The sequence below is a fragment of the Paenibacillus sp. MMO-177 genome, assembly GCF_037147795.1.
GTDB lineage: Bacteria > Bacillota > Bacilli > Paenibacillales > Paenibacillaceae > Pristimantibacillus.
On record NZ_JBBCUR010000002.1, the window covers coordinates 234171 to 252467 of the forward strand.

The window sequence follows — 18297 nt, forward strand, 5'->3', positions numbered from 1 at the left end:
GAAGAATTTTCGACAGCGGTCCTGCCTGTCCGATGGAAATAGACACTACACAAACGTCTGGAAGAAGGGTATACTTGCTCCAACTTCTTATCCTGGAGGAAAGCTAGGGAGGGCTGCAGACATGTTGCTGGATGAGAGATATCTTACGTTATATGAACGCTTCGGAGGCGAAACGGAGCCTGTTGAGGTTGCACTTGAGGAATTATCCGAATTGTTATACTGCACGCCGCGCAATGCGAAGCTTATTCTGAAGAAACTGCAAAGCGAACAGCTGATTGATTGGCTCCCGGGAGTAGGCAGAGGCCACCGGTCCAAAATCGTATTTCATGCCGCAAAAGAACCCTATTTATTGGAGTTTGCCACTCATACAGCGGAACAAGGGGATTACAAGAGCGCTTTTGATCTTATTACGCAATACGGCAACGGCACGAATGCCAGAATCAAGTTTCTGGAATGGCTCGACAATCAATTCGGCTATAAAAAAGAAGAGACGGGAGAAGGGGAGCAATGCCGGGATTCACTCATCTTTCCCGTATTAAAAGCACCCCTGACGCTTGATCCGGCCGATCTGCTTTACTCATTTGATTCCCACCTGATTCGCCAAATTTTTGACCGGCTGTTAAGGTTTGACGAGCAACTGGGGAAGATTGTGCCGATGCTTGCCCACTCCTGGTGTTCAAATCCGGATGCAACGGAGTGGACGTTTTATCTCCGTAAAGGCGTTCGTTTCCATAACGGCCAGGAGCTTACCTCCAGGGATGCGCAGTTTACTTTCCAACGACTTCAGGGGGAAACGGCGAATAGCTGGCTGTTGCGTGAGGTTAAAAGCATAGAGACGATTGGTCCTCGCGTGCTGCGGATTAAGCTCAACCGGGTGAACCGGATTTTCGATCGGTTTATGTGCTCGGCTGCCGCAGCTATTATACCGTTCGAATTTGCCGGCATAGAAGAGGAGAAGTTTTGGAGGCAGCCGATTGGGACGGGGCCTTTCCAGCTTACGAAGTGGATGAACGGTCGAATCAGGCTGGATGCACATGATGCATACTTTCAAGGCAGACCATATCTGGACGAGGTGGAAGTCGTTATAATGCCCGAGGATTGCAGTCAAGAGATCGATAAACTTGCGAAGGTGCATCACAGTCTGGATACGATGAAGATGGACCGGGAAAGTACGCAGGAGGAGTGGCAAGAGATTGAGAAGATCTGCCAGGGCTGCGTTCTTTTGAATTGGAACGTTGCTGCCCAAGGGCCACAGCAGACCGAGTCCTTCCGCCAGGCTGTACGCCAGATCTTACACCCGCAGGAGATGATCAACGAGCTTGGCGGCGAAAGGGCGATCCCCGCGTTTGGCTTTAGGCCGGAGCAGAATGATTCGCAGGAGCTTGAGCCAATCCAGCCTGAGCAGATTCGCATTCTTTTGCATGAATCGGGTTACGGCGGAGAGATTTTACGCTTTGCTTTTCATCCGAAGTACGAGGAAGACGGCGCTTGGGTGATGAACCGTTTGGCCGATTGGGGAATTCAGACGGAGAAGCTGCCTTACGATTGTTTAATGCAAGCAGACTTTTGCATTTCCGGACTCGTATTTCCGGAGGATGAAGTATGCGAAATCGAGGCTTACGAGCATCGCGATTGCGTTATGAAGAACTTTATTGATTCGGAGAGGAAAAAGTGGATTATCGGTCGGATCGATGCAGCCGTAGCAGTCGAGACCATAAATGCACGACGCCGGATACTAAAAGAAATAGAAGAGCGACTCCGGCAGGAAGCGGTGGTATCCTTCCTGCACCACAGACGTTTAAGCACGTATTTGCATCCTTCCGTACGCGGGGTGAACTTGAACCCGCTAGGTTGGATCGACTTCAAGGATGTTTGGCTGGAGGAGCATGGCAATGAAGCGGGGATGGCATGGGATTTGTCAAAAACGTCTACACGGAACGGGTAGGAACATAAAGCTGTTACGCTAAGCAGTCTCGATACGCGAGGCTGCTTTTTTATGGAAAAAATTACAACAAAAAATTTGCGAAAATCTGCACTTATTTATCGATTTGTTGCGTCTGATAGATGTAGGAGCAATCGAATTGGTTGCACTGAAAAAATTTACTTCTAGTATTTACGCAGCCGTTGCATTTATAATGGGCTATCATCGAAAAGGTGAAGTCCGCAAAGAAAGGATGGAACTTGTGAAGAAATTTTTTGGTATTGTAGGTGTCTTTATACTGGTTTGGGCCATTCTATCGGGTATCTTTATGTTCTTTACAGATTCCGGATATCGTCTTAGGGCGATGGCAGCGGAGACCATATTATCGTCGCAGCACCGGCAGTGGGCAAAGTATACTTTTCTACCGCAAAGTGACTTGGACGCTATGCTTGAAAATATAAATAATCCCAATTACGTGAACAGCGCATCGGGATCAGGCGGCTTAGTGAACGTAAAGTCGGATAAGGATTTGTATGTGCATGTGGAGTCGATTGAGAGCTACACGAATCCAACGCATTACTATAAAGGAAAAGTCATCACAATCTCCAATCCGAATCGGGTAAAGCTGGTCAGTTCGAAGCTAAGCGACCATGGCGAACAAATCAATGTCATTGCGAAGCGGGCGAAAGCTCTTGCCGCTATTAACGCGAGTGGCTTTGTCGATTTGGATGGGCATGGCAATGGCGGAGCTTCTACCGGTGTCGTTATTGAAGACGGCGTTATTAAAAGCCCGAATAAGAACACGAAAGAATTTGTAGCCGGCATTACGAAAAATGGCGTGATGATTACCGGCAAGTACAGCGCGAATGAATTGGTTAAACTCGGGGTACAATATGCGGCAGGCTTTAAACCGCAGCTTATCGTAAACGGTCAAAAGATGGTTGATGGCGATGGCGGCTGGGGCTGGGGTCCGCGTACGGCAATCGGGCAAAAAGCCGATGGCAGCATCATCTTTGTCGTTATTGACGGCCGTCAAACCCGTTCGGTTGGCGCCAGTATCAAAGAAGTACAGGATTTGCTCTACGAGCGTGGGGCCGTAAATGCCATGTGCATGGATGGCGGTTCTTCGTCTTCGATGTATTTTAACGGCGATAACATTACGATTCCTTCTTCCCGCAATAATATTCCCCGTTATCTGCCGAATATTTGGGCTCTAATTCCGCAAGCTGGCGATACCCTTCACGTGGATGTGGATGGTGAAAAGGTAATTTCGTTTGAAGGAATCGGCCTATAAGGTGCCGGATCTTTAATTTGCGACCTCCCGATGGAATGGCGACATTCTACAGGAGGTCTTTTTATTATCAAAATCATTGAAGCTCACCATCGAATACTCTCCATAATGGTCTTGAACGATAGTTGCTATAATGGAACAACCACCGGAGAAGGAGCGATAAAAATGATAACACGAACCGTTGCACAACTGGAGAAATATATTGAATCGGTGCCTTTGCAATTAAGAGCTTGGTCTGAGGAAAAAATGGCTGCTCCGCGGGCTATAGGGAAATGGTCGGGACAGCAAATTCTTGGGCATCTTTGCGATTCCGCGATCCATAATTGCAGAAGGATCATAGAGGCTTCGTCTGCCGCAGGACCATATGTCATTACTCCGTATAACCAGGACAAATGGGTTGAAGCGCAGCAATACGCTTCGGCACCGGCCGAAGAGGTTATTGCTTTATGGGAAAGCTTGAACCGCTCGATGGTGAGAGCGATCTCGGCAGTGCCTGTTGATACGTTAACGTCATGCCATATTCTACTGCCTAACGGCGAGAGGCATACGCTCGAATGGCTGATAAAAGATTACCTTGAGCATTTGGAACATCATCTTAATCAAATATCTCCGGATTTAATTTCTGATGAACTCCTCAATTGATGAGGGGTTTTTTTACGCTATTCTAGAGATTTTTATTGTACATAACCTGACGCAGAATTACATTCTAAGGACACAAAAATGAGTGCATAAAGTTTTCGATAAGCGGTTGTGAAATTAATGTTTAGACAAACTCTATATATCTTTGTATAATGACTGTATAGGTTGTGAAAGCAGAGAAAGTTAACGATATGCACGATCTGATATGAATTCATTAAAGCAAAGTTTTATCTAAGATTATGCGCATTAAGAACAGAAAGGAAGTATCCATCATGTTTACGATTAAGCAAGTGTCTGCGATGCTGGATATCCCTGCTGTCACCCTTCGTGCTTGGGAACAGAGATATGGAGCTGTAACCCCGACCAGAACGGATACCGGTTACCGGCTGTTTACCGAGCAGGATGTCGAAGATTTGCGCTGGCTCAAAGCAATGACAGAGGAACGTGGTATGTCGATCAGTCAGGCTGTCATGTTGAAGAAGAGCCAGAAGAGCCAGAAGAGCAATCTTTTCAGGCTTGAAACGCACGATTCAACTGTGGCCGGTGTTAACCATGATAATCATGAACGGACGGTTAAGAATCTGTATGACCTCTTAAGCGCTTTCCAATCCCAGCAAGCAAAGGCGTTGCTGGATATGGGATTTTCGATGTTTGGTTACGAAACGATGATTATCAAGGTGCTGGTCCCTTTACTTATTAAAGTCGGCGATGAATGGGAAGCCGGTCGCGCGTCGGTTGCCCAGGAACATTTTATTACGCAATTCGTTACCCAGCGCTGCTATGGTTTTTTTCAACTTTTCCCTTTTGATGAAACGCTTCCTAAAGTGCTTGCCTTTTGTCCGTCTAGAGAGCAGCATCATTTGGGTTTAATGCTGTTTTCTTTATTTCTCAGGCAACGTGGAGTCGAGGTGCTGTACCTCGGTCCCGATACGCCGGAAAGCGGAATTGAACAGATCATCAGGGACCAACGAATAGAGGTTGTTGCGATTTCATTGTCCGATCAACGACTTCTATCCGATACGTTGGCTCTTATCGATAAGTTAAGAGAGAGGTTCGCAAACCTATCCTTCTCGCTGGGCGGCAGAGGATTCGAAGGTGTTAACGAGCCCTATAACTCCTGGTGCCAGCCGGGAGGCAATCTGGGAGAATGGGGAAATTGGGTTGATCGACTCTTGCTTGCTCGCAAGCCAACAGTATCGGAGAGTGGTTCTTAGCAAGGTTTTAAAGCGGGTGCGACGAGATTTATTAGGGGGAATAAAGCAAGATGACGACGAGCAATAGCCCTTGGAGAGAATCTTGTCGGTTGGAGAGATTGTTTTGAACAAGCTGAGCTGGACTAGAAACTGCGTGTTCGGAATTGGTACCTCGAATATTTCGGAGCTTAGGGGTACCAATCTTTTTCACTTGAGTGAGGTATAAAAGCAAGAAAAAATATACATAATTGTGCCATTTACTTATCTTCGGCGAGATGGCTTTAATCTAGCAATAATCGTCTGAATAATGCGACATATTTCCTCATCTAGCGGTGTTTTCTGCACATAAAAAACGATTAGGTGCCTGTAGAGGATCAGAAGGGGGAGAGTGGTTTATGGACACAGAGCAAATGAGAGCTGACTTTGCTTATTGCGAAACAATCATTAAAAAACATTCTAAAAGCTTTTATTACGCATTTTCGCAGCTGCCGCCGGAAAAAGCCAATGCCGTCTATGCTATTTATGCTTTTTGCAGAACGGCAGACGATTGTGCAGATTCCGATCGACCACATTCGGAAAAGCTCGAGTCGCTGCAACAATTAAAACAAGAACTCGATTTATTCAGGGATCGGGCAGAGGTGGATCATCCCCTGTGGCGAGCGCTCAGGCTGGTTTTTACCAACTATGAGATGGACATTCAAGCATTCTACGACCAGTTAACCGGACAGTGGATGGATTTAAATTTTTCTATCCCTAGAACGATGGAAGAACTTGAAAGATACAGTTATTATGTTGCCGGCTCAGTAGGTTTAATGCTTTTGCCAGTCTTGGCTTCCAAAGCTTCTGCCGATTTGCGTCTATCCGCGATTGAACTTGGCATCGCCATGCAAATCACAAATATTTTGCGTGATGTCGGCGAGGATTTCCAAAAGAAGCAACGAATTTATTTGCCCGAAGAAGAAATGGCGCGCTTCCGGTATACACAGTCGGATCTACGACATGGTCTCATTACCGAGAGTTTTGTTAATCTGTGGGAGAGTTTGGCTAAACATGCAGATTCCTTGTACGACGATTTCTACAGGAGCATAAATCTATTTGATGCTGACAGCAGGATGCCTCTCTTTTTGTCTGTAGGCGTGTACAGAGGCATATTGGATGCTGTCAGGGGCAGCGATTATGACTGTTTCTCCAAGCGCAACTATGTATCGAAGGAAAAAATGACCATGATCAGCGCTGCCGTGGGCAACCGCTCCCAAATTGTCTGAAAGGTGTTGTTTGAATTGTCAAATGAAAAGAGCGTATTGATTATCGGCGGCGGGCTTGGCGGGCTATCCGCTGCCATATCTTTGAGACAAAGCGGCTATAACGTTTCTATATATGAACAAAACAATCATATAGGCGGTAAACTGAATCGGCTTGAGCAAGATGGTTTCGGCTTTGATCTTGGCCCTTCCATTCTGACAATGCCGCACATCTTTGAAAAATTATTTGAATCAAGCGGTAAAAAGATGACGGATTACGTTCCAACTGTAAAGCTGAACCATCAGTGGCGATCCTTTTTTCCGAATGGCAATATCATCGATCTCTATGAAGATATCGAAGAAATGAAAGCGAAGAATCAGACTCTGAGTGAGCATGATATGTCCGAGTACGAGAATCTGCTCCGATACTCCAAAAAGCTGTACGAGATGACGGAGCAAGGATACTTCAAGCATGGGGCTGACAATACCAAAGATATCGCGAAATATAATGGCGTCTTCAATGCTCTCAAGAACTTTGATTTGTTCTCCACGGTACATAAGTCTATTGCGAAACGAATAAGCAATCGCGATCTGCGAGATATGCTTTCCTATTTCATCAAATACGTTGGTTCTTCTCCTTACGATGCGCCGGCCGTACTGAACATGATGATTTATATGCAGCATAAGCAAGGATTGTGGTATGTTCCTGGCGGGATGCACCTGCTTGCCCGCGGTTTAGTGAAGCTGGCAGAGGAAACAGGCGTGGAGATTCATACGGGTAAACGAATTGTCCATCTAAAGAAGAAGGATGGACAAATCACCAATGCCTTATTAGAAGACGGGACTGAACTCTCGGCAGACTACTACATTTCCAATATGGAAGTCATTCCGTTCTATGAGCGTCTACTTCAGGAAGAGAAGCCTTTTATCGATCAATTGAAAAAGAAATATGAACCGGCAAGTTCGGGCCTAGTCATGCACCTCGGAGTGAAAAAAACATACCCGCAGCTCGCCCATCACAATTTTTTCTTTGCAGAAAATATGAAGCAGCAAATGAATAAAATATTTCACCGCCATGAGCTGCCGGATGACCCGATCATCTATTTGGTGAACGTCAATAAAACGGATCCCGCGCAGACCCGCGAAGGGTATGAAAATTTGAAAGTATTGCCCCATATTCCCTATATTCAGGATGAACCTCTTACACAGCAGGATTATGAGCGTTTTGCCGAATTGGTGCTGATGAAATTAGAAAAAATGGGGCTGGATGGATTGCGCGATAACATTGTTACCAAAGATTTATGGACCCCGGAAGACATTAAACGAATTTATGGATCCGACCGCGGAGCCATATACGGCACATTATCCGATCGCAAAAAAAATAAAGGGTTTAAGCATCCAAAGCAGAGCACGCTCTATGACAATCTTTATTTTGTCGGCGGAACGGTAAACCCGGGAGGCGGTATGCCCATGGTGACATTAAGCGGTCAACAGGTACGGGACAAAATCGTGCAGAGGGATATTTATCATGGGTGATCAGGATAGTACTGCTCTTCGTGCGTTATTGGAAAAGCAACAGGAGGCTATTATTCAATGCCAGTTCCCTACGGTGAAAGAGCGCACGAATACACTTCTTAGGCTGAAGCAGATGCTAATCGACCATGAAGCGGCATTTATCGAAGCGCTTGTTTCCGATATGAAAAGACCCGCTTTTGAAGCCTTTGCTTTCGAAATCGCACTTCTGTTGAATGAGATCGAGTATGTATGCAAGTCGTTGAAGCAATGGGCGAGATTCGAGCGATCCTATCAGTTCAAATTCGGCTACATAGAAGCGGTTCGCAAAAAGCGAAGTCCGTACGGCAGTGTTCTCATCATCAGCCCATGGAATTACCCGCTGCAGCTCGCCTTGATGCCAGCCATTAGTGCAATCGCTGCAGGAAACCGTTGCGTGATCAAACCATCGGAATACGCGCCGGCAACAAGCGAGCTGTTGCAACAGGTTGTCAGCCAAACGTTTCCGCCTGAAGTTTTAACTGTTGTGACGGGGGATAGGCATCTTGCCAAGCAATTAACGACGATGCCATTTGATCTCGTGTTTTTTACAGGAAGCCAAGAGACAGGAAAGGCCGTATCGCAGCAGGCAGCCGAGCAGCATATCCCCGTTATTTTGGAACTCGGCGGCAAGAACGCTTGTATTCTGGATGAATCGGGTTTTTCGCCTGAAGCTATCCGGGAAATCGTCTGGGGAAAATTTCTGAATGCAGGCCAGACCTGCATTGCGCCGGATACGTTATTCGTACATGAGTCCGTGTATGAAAGAACCCTCTCCGAAGTTTCCTCGGCATTACTAGCATTTTATGGGGAGTTCCCAAGCGATAGCAGGGACTACGGCAGGATTTGTCATGATCGACACTTTCAAAAACTGCTGCATTTTTTCGCGCAGGGCAAGGTTCGGTGTGGAGGCGCTTTTGATGCGGATGATTTATTCATCGCCCCGACCGTATTAACAGACATACAACCAGAAAGCTCGATTATGCAGGAGGAGATTTTTGGCCCTATCTTGCCTGTTATACCTTTTCGCGATCTGAAAGACTTATTAGATCTGAAGGCGATTCAGCGTGATGCATTGGTCGCCTATATGTTTAGCAAGAATAAGCAACACATTGAATGGGTCAAAAACTACATGCGATCAACTACTGTCAGTGTGAATCAAGTCATCCATCATGGGGCCAATCCCAGAGTTGCTTTCGGTGGCGTGGGGCGCAGCGGACATGGCAGCTATCATGGTAAAGCGGGCTTTCAAAGTTTCAGTTATGAGAAAACGGAATACAAAGCGTATCGCTACTTCCATGTGTCCGATAAATTTCCGCCGTACTCGGATCAAGACATGCGCATTGTGCACAAGTTTAGGAAATGGCTGTTGTAATGGAACAATAGAGATCGTCTAGGAGGATTGCCGTGCCCTATTTATCATTTCCTATCTTTTGGACTGTTAGCATCGACATATTCGCTTGGGCTTTTTTTCATGTCATCGTTTCCGTCTTTTGCTTGAAGCTTCCTTTGTCTTATTTTCTGAAAGACAGTGTCTGGTACCGGCTTTTCGCTTGGGAGAAGTCTGGAAGGCTATGGCAACAGTTATTTCTCGTAAAAAGATGGAAAGGGCGTCTGATAGACGGTACGGCGATTCTAAAAAAAGGGTATGGTAAGAAAAAATTGCATGGTACCCACATAAGCGACTTGAACGAATTCGCCGCAGAAACCAAACGCGCGGAGCTGACCCACTGGTTGTCGATGGCGCCTGCTCCGTTATTTTTCTTATGGAACCCTATTTGGGTGGGCTGGTTCATGATTCTGTATGCGGTGGTGTTTAACTTGCCATTCATTATTGTGCAGAGATACAATCGCGGGCGAATAGAGGCCATTACATCAAGTGCGAATAAAACGGGAGTGAGGGCATTCTCATGAGCAAGAAGGTCATTGTTATTGGCGCAGGCGTCGCAGGGCTGGCTAGCGCTATCAGACTACAGCATGCCGGATATCAGGTCGAAATCTATGAGAAAGAAGCCTCTCCGGGCGGGAAAATGAACCGGATTGAGACGGATGGCTACAAATTTGATTTGGGGCCAACGATCGTCATGATGCCGGAACTGTACAGGGAAATTTTTGAACTTTGCGGCCGGAATCCGGATGATTACATCCCCATGGAGAGATTAGACCCGATGTATCGGGTTTATTACAAAGATATTCCTGACGAGCCTTTCGATATTTCCTCCAATCTTGTGCAATTGACGAAGACGATAGAAAAAATTAGCGAAGAGGATATGGAGGGCTTCTTTCTCTATCTGCACGAAATTTATAAACGATTTATGGTCGCCAAGCACAACATTATCCAAAGACCTTTCCGTAAATCCCGAGATTTCTATAACTTCTCGATGCTGAAGAAAGCGTTAAAACTAAAAACTTTCGACACGGCAGATCGTTTTATGAGCAAATATATGAAGAATGAACGGTTAAAGCAGATGATAAGCTTTCAGACCTTGTACATTGGCATTTCGCCGTTCAAAAGTCCATCGTTTTACACCATGATCCCGATGATACAATTTATGTATGGCGTCTGGTTTATTAAAGGCGGCATGTATACCATGGCTCTGGCTATGGAAAAGCTGTTCAAAGAACTGGGCGGGACCATTCACTATAACAAAAGTGTGCAGGAAATAGACTTACATAACGGTAAAGCAACAGGCATTCTTGTAGACGGGCAGAAAGTCCCGGCGGATTTCGTTGTATGCAATGCAGACTTCCCGTATGCCATCAAAAACTTGGTGAAAGACCGGGTGGCAAAAGGGAAATTCACGGATAAAAAGATTGATAAAATGAAATACTCCTGCTCTTGTTTTCTTCTATACTTGGGCATGAATAGAAAATACGAGGAAATCGAGCACGTTCATAATTTTATTTTTACCGAGGATCTGAAAAAAAATCTGCATGACATTTTTGCCGGGAATAAACTGACCAATGGATCGTTTTATGTTTATATCGCTTCCAAAATGGATGCTTCGCTTGCCCCAGAGGGTAAAGACGGTTTATACATTCTGATGCCGGTTTCCCATGTTGCCGCGGCGAATTACGAATGGAATGAGGAGACGATTCAGGATTACCGTTCCTATATTCTAAACACCTTAAAGAAGATTCGCGGTTTTGAGCATATAGAGCAGGAGATCGTCACTGAAACTTGCATTACGCCACGCGATTTCGAGTCCAGGTTCAATGCCTATAACGGTTCCACTTTCGGCCTGATGCCGATCTTGTCTCAAAGCAACCATATGCGTCCGCAAAGCAAGGCCAAGCATTGCGACAATCTGTACTTTACCGGAAGCAGCACGCATCCGGGCGCGGGTGTTCCGATCGTGTTATTATCGGCTAGAATTACCGCACAGGAACTGATACAGGATGACCAAGGGATTATATTCGACTATTCCGGGAAATGAAGCAGAGATCCATGCGATTCTTGTTCTACCTTAAGGAGGGAATGCAGTGCCCGTTTCAGAATGGATCAATCTTGCAATTGGAATACTGGCTCTTCTGGTCGGAATTGTCATGTTCTGGTCTTTCCCAGTTATTAAAGGCATCGATACGAACGCCGATTTTCCGTTGCTGTCCATCATTATTCCTGCCAGAAACGAAGCTGGTCGGATTTCCCCGTTGCTGCGTTCATTACAACAGCAGCATTACCAGTCATTCGAGGTTCTTGTAGTTGACGATCATTCGACAGACCAGACTTCAGCGATCGCCAGAAGATACGGTGCCAAGGTTTTGCAAAACAAAGCGGTAGAATCAGGGTCAGGGAAATCGAGGGCTTGTTGGCATGGAGCAGAGCATGCCGCAGGGCAGTGGCTCCTGTTCTTGGATGCAGATACATCTCTCATTGATGCGGACAGCTTGCTTAAGTTACTCGGTTTCTACCAACGAAGAGGCGCTAGAGGGATTCTATCCTTGCAGCCATATCATACCGTGCATCGGTTATATGAGAATCTATCGGCCATTTTTAACGTAATCGTGATTGTTGGAATGAATACTTTCACATGCTGGGGGGCTCGATTTAAAGCAGCCGGTTCTTTTGGCCCTTGCATTATATGTAATAAAGAGGATTATTTTTTGACAGGGGGGCATCGCAAAATCCAAGGCGCCGTGATGGATGATCTGGCACTGGGACAGGCTTTCATGGATAACAACCTTCCTGTCTATTGTATCGGGGGGAGCGGTGTAATCAATTTTCGCATGTATCCGGAAGGTTTGATAAATCTTATAGAAGGATGGTGCAAAAGCTTTGCCGTTGGTTCAAAGTCTACCCATCCGGTCGTGATGCTAATGACCATCCTTTGGATTACAGGTGGTTTTATGAGCACTGCGGCGCTCATTTCCTCTATTACGGCATTCCATAAAGGTGCCATGGTGCTCAGTGGTCTGTTGTACACGGCGTATGCTTTACAGACGATGCTATTTGCACACAGATGCGGCAATTTCAATCGGGGCATCTTCTTGGTGTATCCGTTATTGTTTTTATTCTTTGTGACCATACACGTATATTCCCTTTTTCGAGCACATGTTCTGCATTCGGTAAACTGGAAGGGCCGTAAAATCGATGTATAATGCGCTTGCTTTGTTAATCCATGTAGATAACTCGATGGACGGATTCGACAGCGAGTTGGGTCGTCCGGACACGATTTGTCTTTGCATTGAGTTCCCACTTGTTCCCGCACATAGAAGCGGAAGGTGAGCAGGGCAAACAATAAGCCTACAGGAATGTTAACGGGCACACTAGTACAACATTGAAAAGGCTACCGATTTGATTGGGCAGCCTGTTTCAGGAAAGTTTCAAACAAAATGCACGAAAAAAAGACAACCGGTCATCCTAATTAAGTTACAGGATGGCTATGGTTGTCTTTTTTTGCATAAAAAATAATTTAGCCAGTTTGTTTTTGATATTAAGGAACTATTGGTTTGTGCTTTAGTGGGGAGGATAACACGATGAGTGTGGTTGAATCACCAAATGCTCCCAATTCATTGATCGTAGCTTCCAGTGTTAGCAGTGATTCTGTGACCAATTTAACAAGAAAATTGTATTGGTGACCGCTTATACGATGCAGTTCGACCACATCGAGCGATTGCTCACAGAATTCCACGAATTGGTTGCATCCTTTCGTATAGAACAGAACGAAAGCGGCAATCGGCTTGTTGATTTTTTCCGGTGCGACTACGGCACGATATTGGTTGATGATGCCCTTCTCTTCCAGCTTGCGTACTCGTTCAGTAACAGCGGGTTGCGATAAGGAGACGGTTTTTCCCAAATCCGTCATCGAGATGCGTCCCTGTTCTTGCAGCAAGAGTAAAATTTGCTTATCCAAGTCTTCCATTAGGAAGCCTCCTTTATTTTTAAGGTGAATTTTAATAAAGTAAAAGATTTTCTTGCGCATATACTTAAAATTACTTGAAAACTGTATGGTAGATATCTGCTTAATTATATAAAATTTATTCAATAAAATGAAATTCGACAAGGAGGGAAATTAAATGAATTATAAAGAATTACTACAGCCTGTGCGCATCGGGAACTGGCACCTTCGTACGCGCATTGCGATGGCACCTATGACACGCAGTTTTGCGGATGATACAACAGGTATCGTCGGTGAAGATGTTGTCGCGTATTATAAGCGCAGGGCTCAAGACGGGATTGGTTTAATTATCACGGAGGGCATTACACCGTCGCCAAGAGGAAAAGGAACCTTTGGAGTTCCTGGCCTATTTACAAAAGAACAGGCGAATGGGTGGCGTAAAGTCACGGATGCGGTACATGAGGAAGGGGGCACAATTATCGCGCAGCTATGGCATGTCGGCAGGCTCACACATCCCGATTTGACTGGAGGTCTTGCGCCGCAAGCACCGTCAGTCGTGCAAGCGGAGGGACTTGTGCATAGGCTTAGGAAGCCTTTTGCATTACCTGAGGCAATGACAACCCAAGAAATAAAGGAGGCTGTCCAACAGTATGCTCAGGCGGCGAAGTACGCTGATGAAGCAGGTTTCGATGGCGTTGAACTCCATGGAGCACATGGATACTTGATCGATCAATTTGCTTGGGAGGTTACGAATCGCCGGACCGATAGCTATGGGGAAAGAACGGGGCGGCTTAGGTTCATGAAAGAAGTCCTTGCGGCTGTTGGAGCAGCGATTGGCGTGGATCGCGTTATCGTTCGCTTCTCTGAATTAAAAGATGATCAACCCAGCTACCGATGGCAGGATCCAGAAGCCGAAATTGAAGCATATCTCAAGGTGTTTCGCGAGGAAGGCTTGCGCGTGCTCCATCCTTCCACGAATACGTTCAACCAGCCACTGGCTGAGAATTTGACTCTGCATCAGCTTATACGTAAACGCTGGGACGGTAATATAATAGGCGTTGTCGGTCTAACCCCAAGTTCTGCGGAGGATGCGATACGTGCAGGTATTATTGATGTAGCTGCATTTGGAAAGCCATTGTTAGCTAACCCGGATTTTGTGAGTCGGCTTCGGAACGATCAACCGTTCATCCCCTACGAATCGAAAATTCATTTGAAAGAGCTGCTTTAAACCGATCGTAAAAAAGCCAACTATGGAGCGGAAGACGCCGGAGCGTAGATTCGATTACACAAGGTCGGGGGAAAGCGAAGGGGAATTTGCGATAAATACTACAGTTACTGGTTCGATAACGGATTTGAAGAATGCAGTTGCTTGGTTAGAAATCAAATATTACAGACTTAATGAACTTACCATTGTTGATTTCACCGGAATACTTAATAGCATACTGGGTCTTTTTAAAAATACTACAAAATAAACGCATTTAAATATTGGTATAAGGCTAATCACAAGTAATATTAAATATTGATACTGGCAGGCAGTTGAACTCTGATCAGCTGCTTGCTTTTTAGTTTTTTAACCACTTTTTATTAGTTAAATTACTTATGCAATCAAATTTGTTTCGTTTATGAACTGACACATTTGTGTCGTCAGAATTTTACCGGAATGTGCACGAAGCACAATTTATACAATGTCTTTTAGTATCTAATCTATATTTGATGTTAGTAATATTGACGCGAAAATGACAATGACCTATATTACCTCTAAGCTTTCTGTATGAAGTGTCTCATTCGTTCGGAAATTGGGGGAGGGTCTTGTCATGAAAAAGCTCATCATGGTTGCGGCGGCAGCTTTGCTAATCTTTACGGCTGCATGCTCGAAGGAAACAAAGACGGATTCAACGGTTGCAGGCGCTGACACTGGCGGAGACAAAACGAAGCCAAGAGTTGCTTTTGTCTACCTTGGCGTTCCTGGGGACGGTGGCTGGACTTACGAGCATGATCAAGGACGCAAAATGATGGAAAAAGAGCTGGGCATTACCGCAACTACGGTCGAGAACGTACCGGAAGGGGCGGATGCGCAGCGCGTATTCGAAGAACTTGCGGAGAAGAACGATATTATCTTTGGCACAAGCTTTGGCTACATGGATGCGATGGTTGCTGTAGCCAAGAAGCATCCCAACGTAAAGTTCCTTCACGCCAGCGGCTATAAAACGGCGGACAATCTCGGCACATACCTGGGCAAGGAATATCAGAGCGCTTATCTTGTAGGGATGGCGGCAGGCAAAATGACGAAAAACAATCGTCTCGGCTATGTAGGGGCTTACCCGATTCCCGAGGTGATTTATACGATCAACGCGTTTACGCTAGGCGTGCAAAGCGTTAATCCGGAAGCGAAGGTAGACGTCGTGTGGAGCAATACGTGGTTTGACCCAACGGCCGAGCGTCAGGCGGCAACAAGCTTGCTCGACAAAGGAGTAGATGTCTTGGCCGCCTATCAGGATTCGCCAGCCAGCATTCAGGCTGCTGCCGAACGCGGGGTATGGGGAATCGGCAATGACTCGGATATGAGCAAATACGCGCCGGATTATTATATCTCCAATCCGAAGTGGAACTGGGGTCCTTATTACGTGCAGACGGTTAAAGCCGTTATGGACGGCACCTGGAAGTCCGAAAGCTATTTCGGTTCCATGAAGGACGGCATTACGGACATCGCGCCATTTGGCAAGAACGTGCCGCAGGATGTCAAAGACCTGGTTGAAGCGAAGAAGAAAGAGATTCTAGCCGGAAGCTTCGATGTGTTTAACGGACCTATCGCCGACCAAGGCGGAACGGAGAAAGTGCCGCAAGGCAAAGAGATGACCGTAGACGAGATTTTGAACATGAACTGGTTCGTCAAAGGCATTGAAGGAACGATACCGCAATAGGCCAAGGGCAGAAAGGGAAGTGGCTGGCATGATTAGGAAAGATCCCGTTCTCGAGCATGAATGGCATCCGGTGGCGATTGCCTCCGATGTCAGCGACACGCCTAAGCAGGTCATTGTACTGGGAGAGAAAGTCGTTATTTTCCGCACGAGTCAAGGCGTTAAAGCCATGAAGGACTTATGCATTCACCGCGGTGTCCCGCTGTCGCTTGGACGCGTGGACAATGACGAGATCGTCTGCGCTTACCATGGCTGGCGGTATGACGGTGACGGGCGATGCGTCTGCATTCCGGCATTGCCTAAATCGCAGGCCATCCCGCTCAAAGCGAAAACGCACACTTATTTGTGCCAGGAGCGGTACGGTTTTGTCTGGGTCTGCCTTGGAGAACCAAGAGAAGAATTGCCGCCGCTTGAAGGAAAAGTGGAGGAGGGGCTTTTGCCGATTTGGATGGGACCTTATCCGGTTCAAGCATCGGCTCCGCGCGTGATCGAGAATTTCCTGGATGTCTCGCATCTGATGTTTGTTCATGAGGGCCTGCTTGGCGACAGTGAATTCGCCGAAATTAACGACTACAATGTACATCATATTGACGGGGCGCTTGTTACGGATGAGATTGTCGTCTACCAGCCCGACCCTGACGGACGCGGAATCGGCGTCGACAACCGTTATATCTATGAGATCTATTCGCCGTGCTGCGTCAAGCTGGTGAAGGGCAGCGAAGGCTCAGACGAGATCTTTCATCTATTCCTGATCGTACTCCCGGAGACGGAAACGACCTGTACGGCGTTTATGCTGCAGCTCCGCAACTATGCGCCGGAGGTTCCGGATCAGGTTTTTATCGATTTCCAGAATACGCTGCTCGAGCAGGACAAACGAATTGTCGAAGAGCAAAAGCCGGAGCTGCTGCCGCTGGATCTGCAGGCGGAGCTGCATCTCAAATGCGACCGCGTCGCCATCGCTTACCGGCGCAGATTGAAGGAACTAGGCGTGACGATCGGAACAGAATAAGTCCGAATGACAGGAAAGCCGCGTGTATCGCGGTTTTTTTGTTTTCCGCAATTTATGTTCCTTATTGACATATGGGGCAGCGGACTTTATACTCCACTTATTAAAAGTGTTTTAATAAGTGTTTGCTAAAAGGAGAAGGAGCATGTCATCACACACGCATAATACGGTTCAAGTGAAAAAGATGAACGTAGAGCTGGTTAAAAACGCATTAAAGGCGCAAGGGATTGCGACAAAAGCATCGATTGCCGGACTAACCAAACTTAGCGTGGCTACCTGCGGGACGATTCTGAACGAGCTGCTCGCCGTAGGCGAGATTATAGAGCTTGAGCCGGACGGGGCAAACAGCGGAAGACCAGCCAAACAATATAGGTACAATGCTAATTTTGGCTGCGTGATTTGTCTGCTTGTCCGGACGGAAGGCGGCATCCATTCCATCAGCTACAGTATAGTGAATTTGCTTGGAGAGACGATTAGCGAGACAACGTTGGAGCTGCCTCGCATCGACACGGATGTTATTGATCGGCTAATTGAGGACTTGATCAGCGACAATGAGAATGTTCAAGCCATCGGTATCGGAATTCCTGGCGTCGTTCACCGTGGAGTGATTGGCGTATGCGATGTGCCTGATCTTGCCGGGCAGCCTGTAGGAACGTATCTGGAAGACAAGTACGAGATCCCGATTACGATCGAGAATGACATGAACATGACAGTCTACGGCTTCTACCATCTTCAGAATTTTGAAGAGGATAAGACGTTTGCGGTTGTGACGTTTCCGAAGAATCATTTTCCGGGGGCCGGGTTTATCGTCGACGGCCGGATTTTGTCAGGCAACACGACATTTGGCGGCGAGGTTTCTTTCCTGCCGTTTGGCATTTCGCGCGAGGAGCAGCTGCGGCAGCTGCATACGGAAGAAGGCTTTATCCGGCTGGCGGTTATGACGTTAGCCTCGATTATCGCCATCATTAACCCGGTAACCATCGCGATAACGGGCGAGCTGCCTAGCGAGTCACAGCTTAATTCTCTGCGTGGAGGATGTCTGAAGGATATACCGGAGGAGCATATGCCGCAGCTTATTATTCAGAACAATACGCATCGGGAGTATATGACCGGCCTTGTTACAGCTACGCTGGAAAGCCTTACCTACCGGCTGCAGGTCACAGAGAAAAGATAACAAGTCAGGAGCACGCGAACAGTG

The 18297-nt window shown here is 46.6% G+C and carries 15 protein-coding genes; 14 read left to right on the plus strand and 1 reads right to left on the minus strand.

Annotated features, from left to right (window positions below; translation table 11 throughout):
• Positions 1 to 121: 121 nt before the first annotated feature.
• The 10 genes from WFK81_RS06705 (at position 122) to WFK81_RS06750 (ending at position 12435) form a co-directional block, all read left to right on the plus strand.
• A complete protein-coding gene (locus WFK81_RS06705; RefSeq protein ID WP_336785683.1) occupies positions 122 to 1945 on the plus strand; it encodes an SgrR family transcriptional regulator in 1824 nt (607 codons plus the stop codon).
• 238 nt (positions 1946 to 2183) lie between these two features.
• On the plus strand, positions 2184 to 3215 hold the full coding sequence (locus WFK81_RS06710) for a phosphodiester glycosidase family protein (protein ID WP_336785684.1): 1032 nt from the start codon (positions 2184 to 2186) through the stop codon (positions 3213 to 3215).
• A gap of 162 nt (positions 3216 to 3377) precedes the next feature.
• Positions 3378 to 3854, plus strand: coding sequence for a DinB family protein (locus tag WFK81_RS06715; protein WP_336785685.1), 477 nt, complete (start codon positions 3378 to 3380; stop codon positions 3852 to 3854).
• Positions 3855 to 4123: 269 nt separating this feature from the next.
• Positions 4124 to 5065 (plus strand): MerR family transcriptional regulator, encoded by a 942-nt coding sequence (locus tag WFK81_RS06720; protein ID WP_336785686.1) that lies wholly within the window; start codon positions 4124 to 4126, stop codon positions 5063 to 5065.
• Positions 5066 to 5439: 374 nt separating this feature from the next.
• Positions 5440 to 6309 (plus strand): phytoene/squalene synthase family protein, encoded by an 870-nt coding sequence (locus tag WFK81_RS06725; protein WP_336785687.1) that lies wholly within the window; start codon positions 5440 to 5442, stop codon positions 6307 to 6309.
• A gap of 15 nt (positions 6310 to 6324) precedes the next feature.
• Positions 6325 to 7821 carry a phytoene desaturase family protein gene (locus tag WFK81_RS06730; RefSeq protein WP_336785688.1) on the plus strand — a complete coding sequence of 499 codons (1497 nt, stop codon included), beginning with the start codon at positions 6325 to 6327 and terminating at the stop codon, positions 7819 to 7821.
• Positions 7814 to 9211 (plus strand): aldehyde dehydrogenase family protein, encoded by a 1398-nt coding sequence (locus tag WFK81_RS06735; RefSeq protein WP_336785689.1) that lies wholly within the window; start codon positions 7814 to 7816, stop codon positions 9209 to 9211. The genes WFK81_RS06730 and WFK81_RS06735 overlap by 8 nt, the downstream gene beginning before the upstream one ends.
• Before the next feature lie 32 nt (positions 9212 to 9243).
• A complete protein-coding gene (locus tag WFK81_RS06740; RefSeq protein ID WP_336785690.1) occupies positions 9244 to 9750 on the plus strand; it encodes a glycosyl-4,4'-diaponeurosporenoate acyltransferase in 507 nt (168 codons plus the stop codon).
• Positions 9747 to 11273, plus strand: a complete 1527-nt coding sequence (locus WFK81_RS06745) for a phytoene desaturase family protein (protein WP_336785691.1) — start codon at positions 9747 to 9749, stop codon at positions 11271 to 11273. The genes WFK81_RS06740 and WFK81_RS06745 overlap by 4 nt, the downstream gene beginning before the upstream one ends.
• 46 nt (positions 11274 to 11319) lie before the next feature.
• The gene (locus tag WFK81_RS06750; protein WP_336785692.1) at positions 11320 to 12435 is read left to right on the plus strand and encodes a glycosyltransferase family 2 protein; all 1116 of its coding nucleotides are present in this window, start codon (positions 11320 to 11322) and stop codon (positions 12433 to 12435) included.
• A gap of 335 nt (positions 12436 to 12770) precedes the next feature.
• Here WFK81_RS06750 and WFK81_RS06755 read toward each other — a convergent pair whose 3' ends face one another.
• The gene (locus WFK81_RS06755) at positions 12771 to 13199 is read right to left on the minus strand and encodes an Lrp/AsnC family transcriptional regulator (protein ID WP_336785693.1); all 429 of its coding nucleotides are present in this window, start codon (positions 13197 to 13199) and stop codon (positions 12771 to 12773) included.
• A 154-nt stretch (positions 13200 to 13353) separates the two neighbouring features.
• Here WFK81_RS06755 and WFK81_RS06760 point away from each other — a divergent pair, with 154 nt between their 5' ends.
• The 4 genes from WFK81_RS06760 (at position 13354) to WFK81_RS06775 (ending at position 18273) form a co-directional block, all read left to right on the plus strand.
• Entirely contained in the window at positions 13354 to 14403 is a 1050-nt protein-coding gene (locus WFK81_RS06760) for an oxidoreductase (RefSeq protein WP_336785694.1), read from the plus strand.
• Positions 14404 to 14989: 586 nt separating this feature from the next.
• Complete coding sequence (locus WFK81_RS06765; protein ID WP_336785695.1) at positions 14990 to 16096, plus strand: BMP family ABC transporter substrate-binding protein; 1107 nt, start codon at positions 14990 to 14992, stop codon at positions 16094 to 16096.
• A gap of 28 nt (positions 16097 to 16124) precedes the next feature.
• The gene (locus tag WFK81_RS06770) at positions 16125 to 17102 is read left to right on the plus strand and encodes an aromatic ring-hydroxylating dioxygenase subunit alpha (RefSeq protein ID WP_336785696.1); all 978 of its coding nucleotides are present in this window, start codon (positions 16125 to 16127) and stop codon (positions 17100 to 17102) included.
• A gap of 142 nt (positions 17103 to 17244) precedes the next feature.
• Positions 17245 to 18273, plus strand: a complete 1029-nt coding sequence (locus WFK81_RS06775; protein WP_336785697.1) for an ROK family protein — start codon at positions 17245 to 17247, stop codon at positions 18271 to 18273.
• Positions 18274 to 18297: the final 24 nt, after the last annotated feature.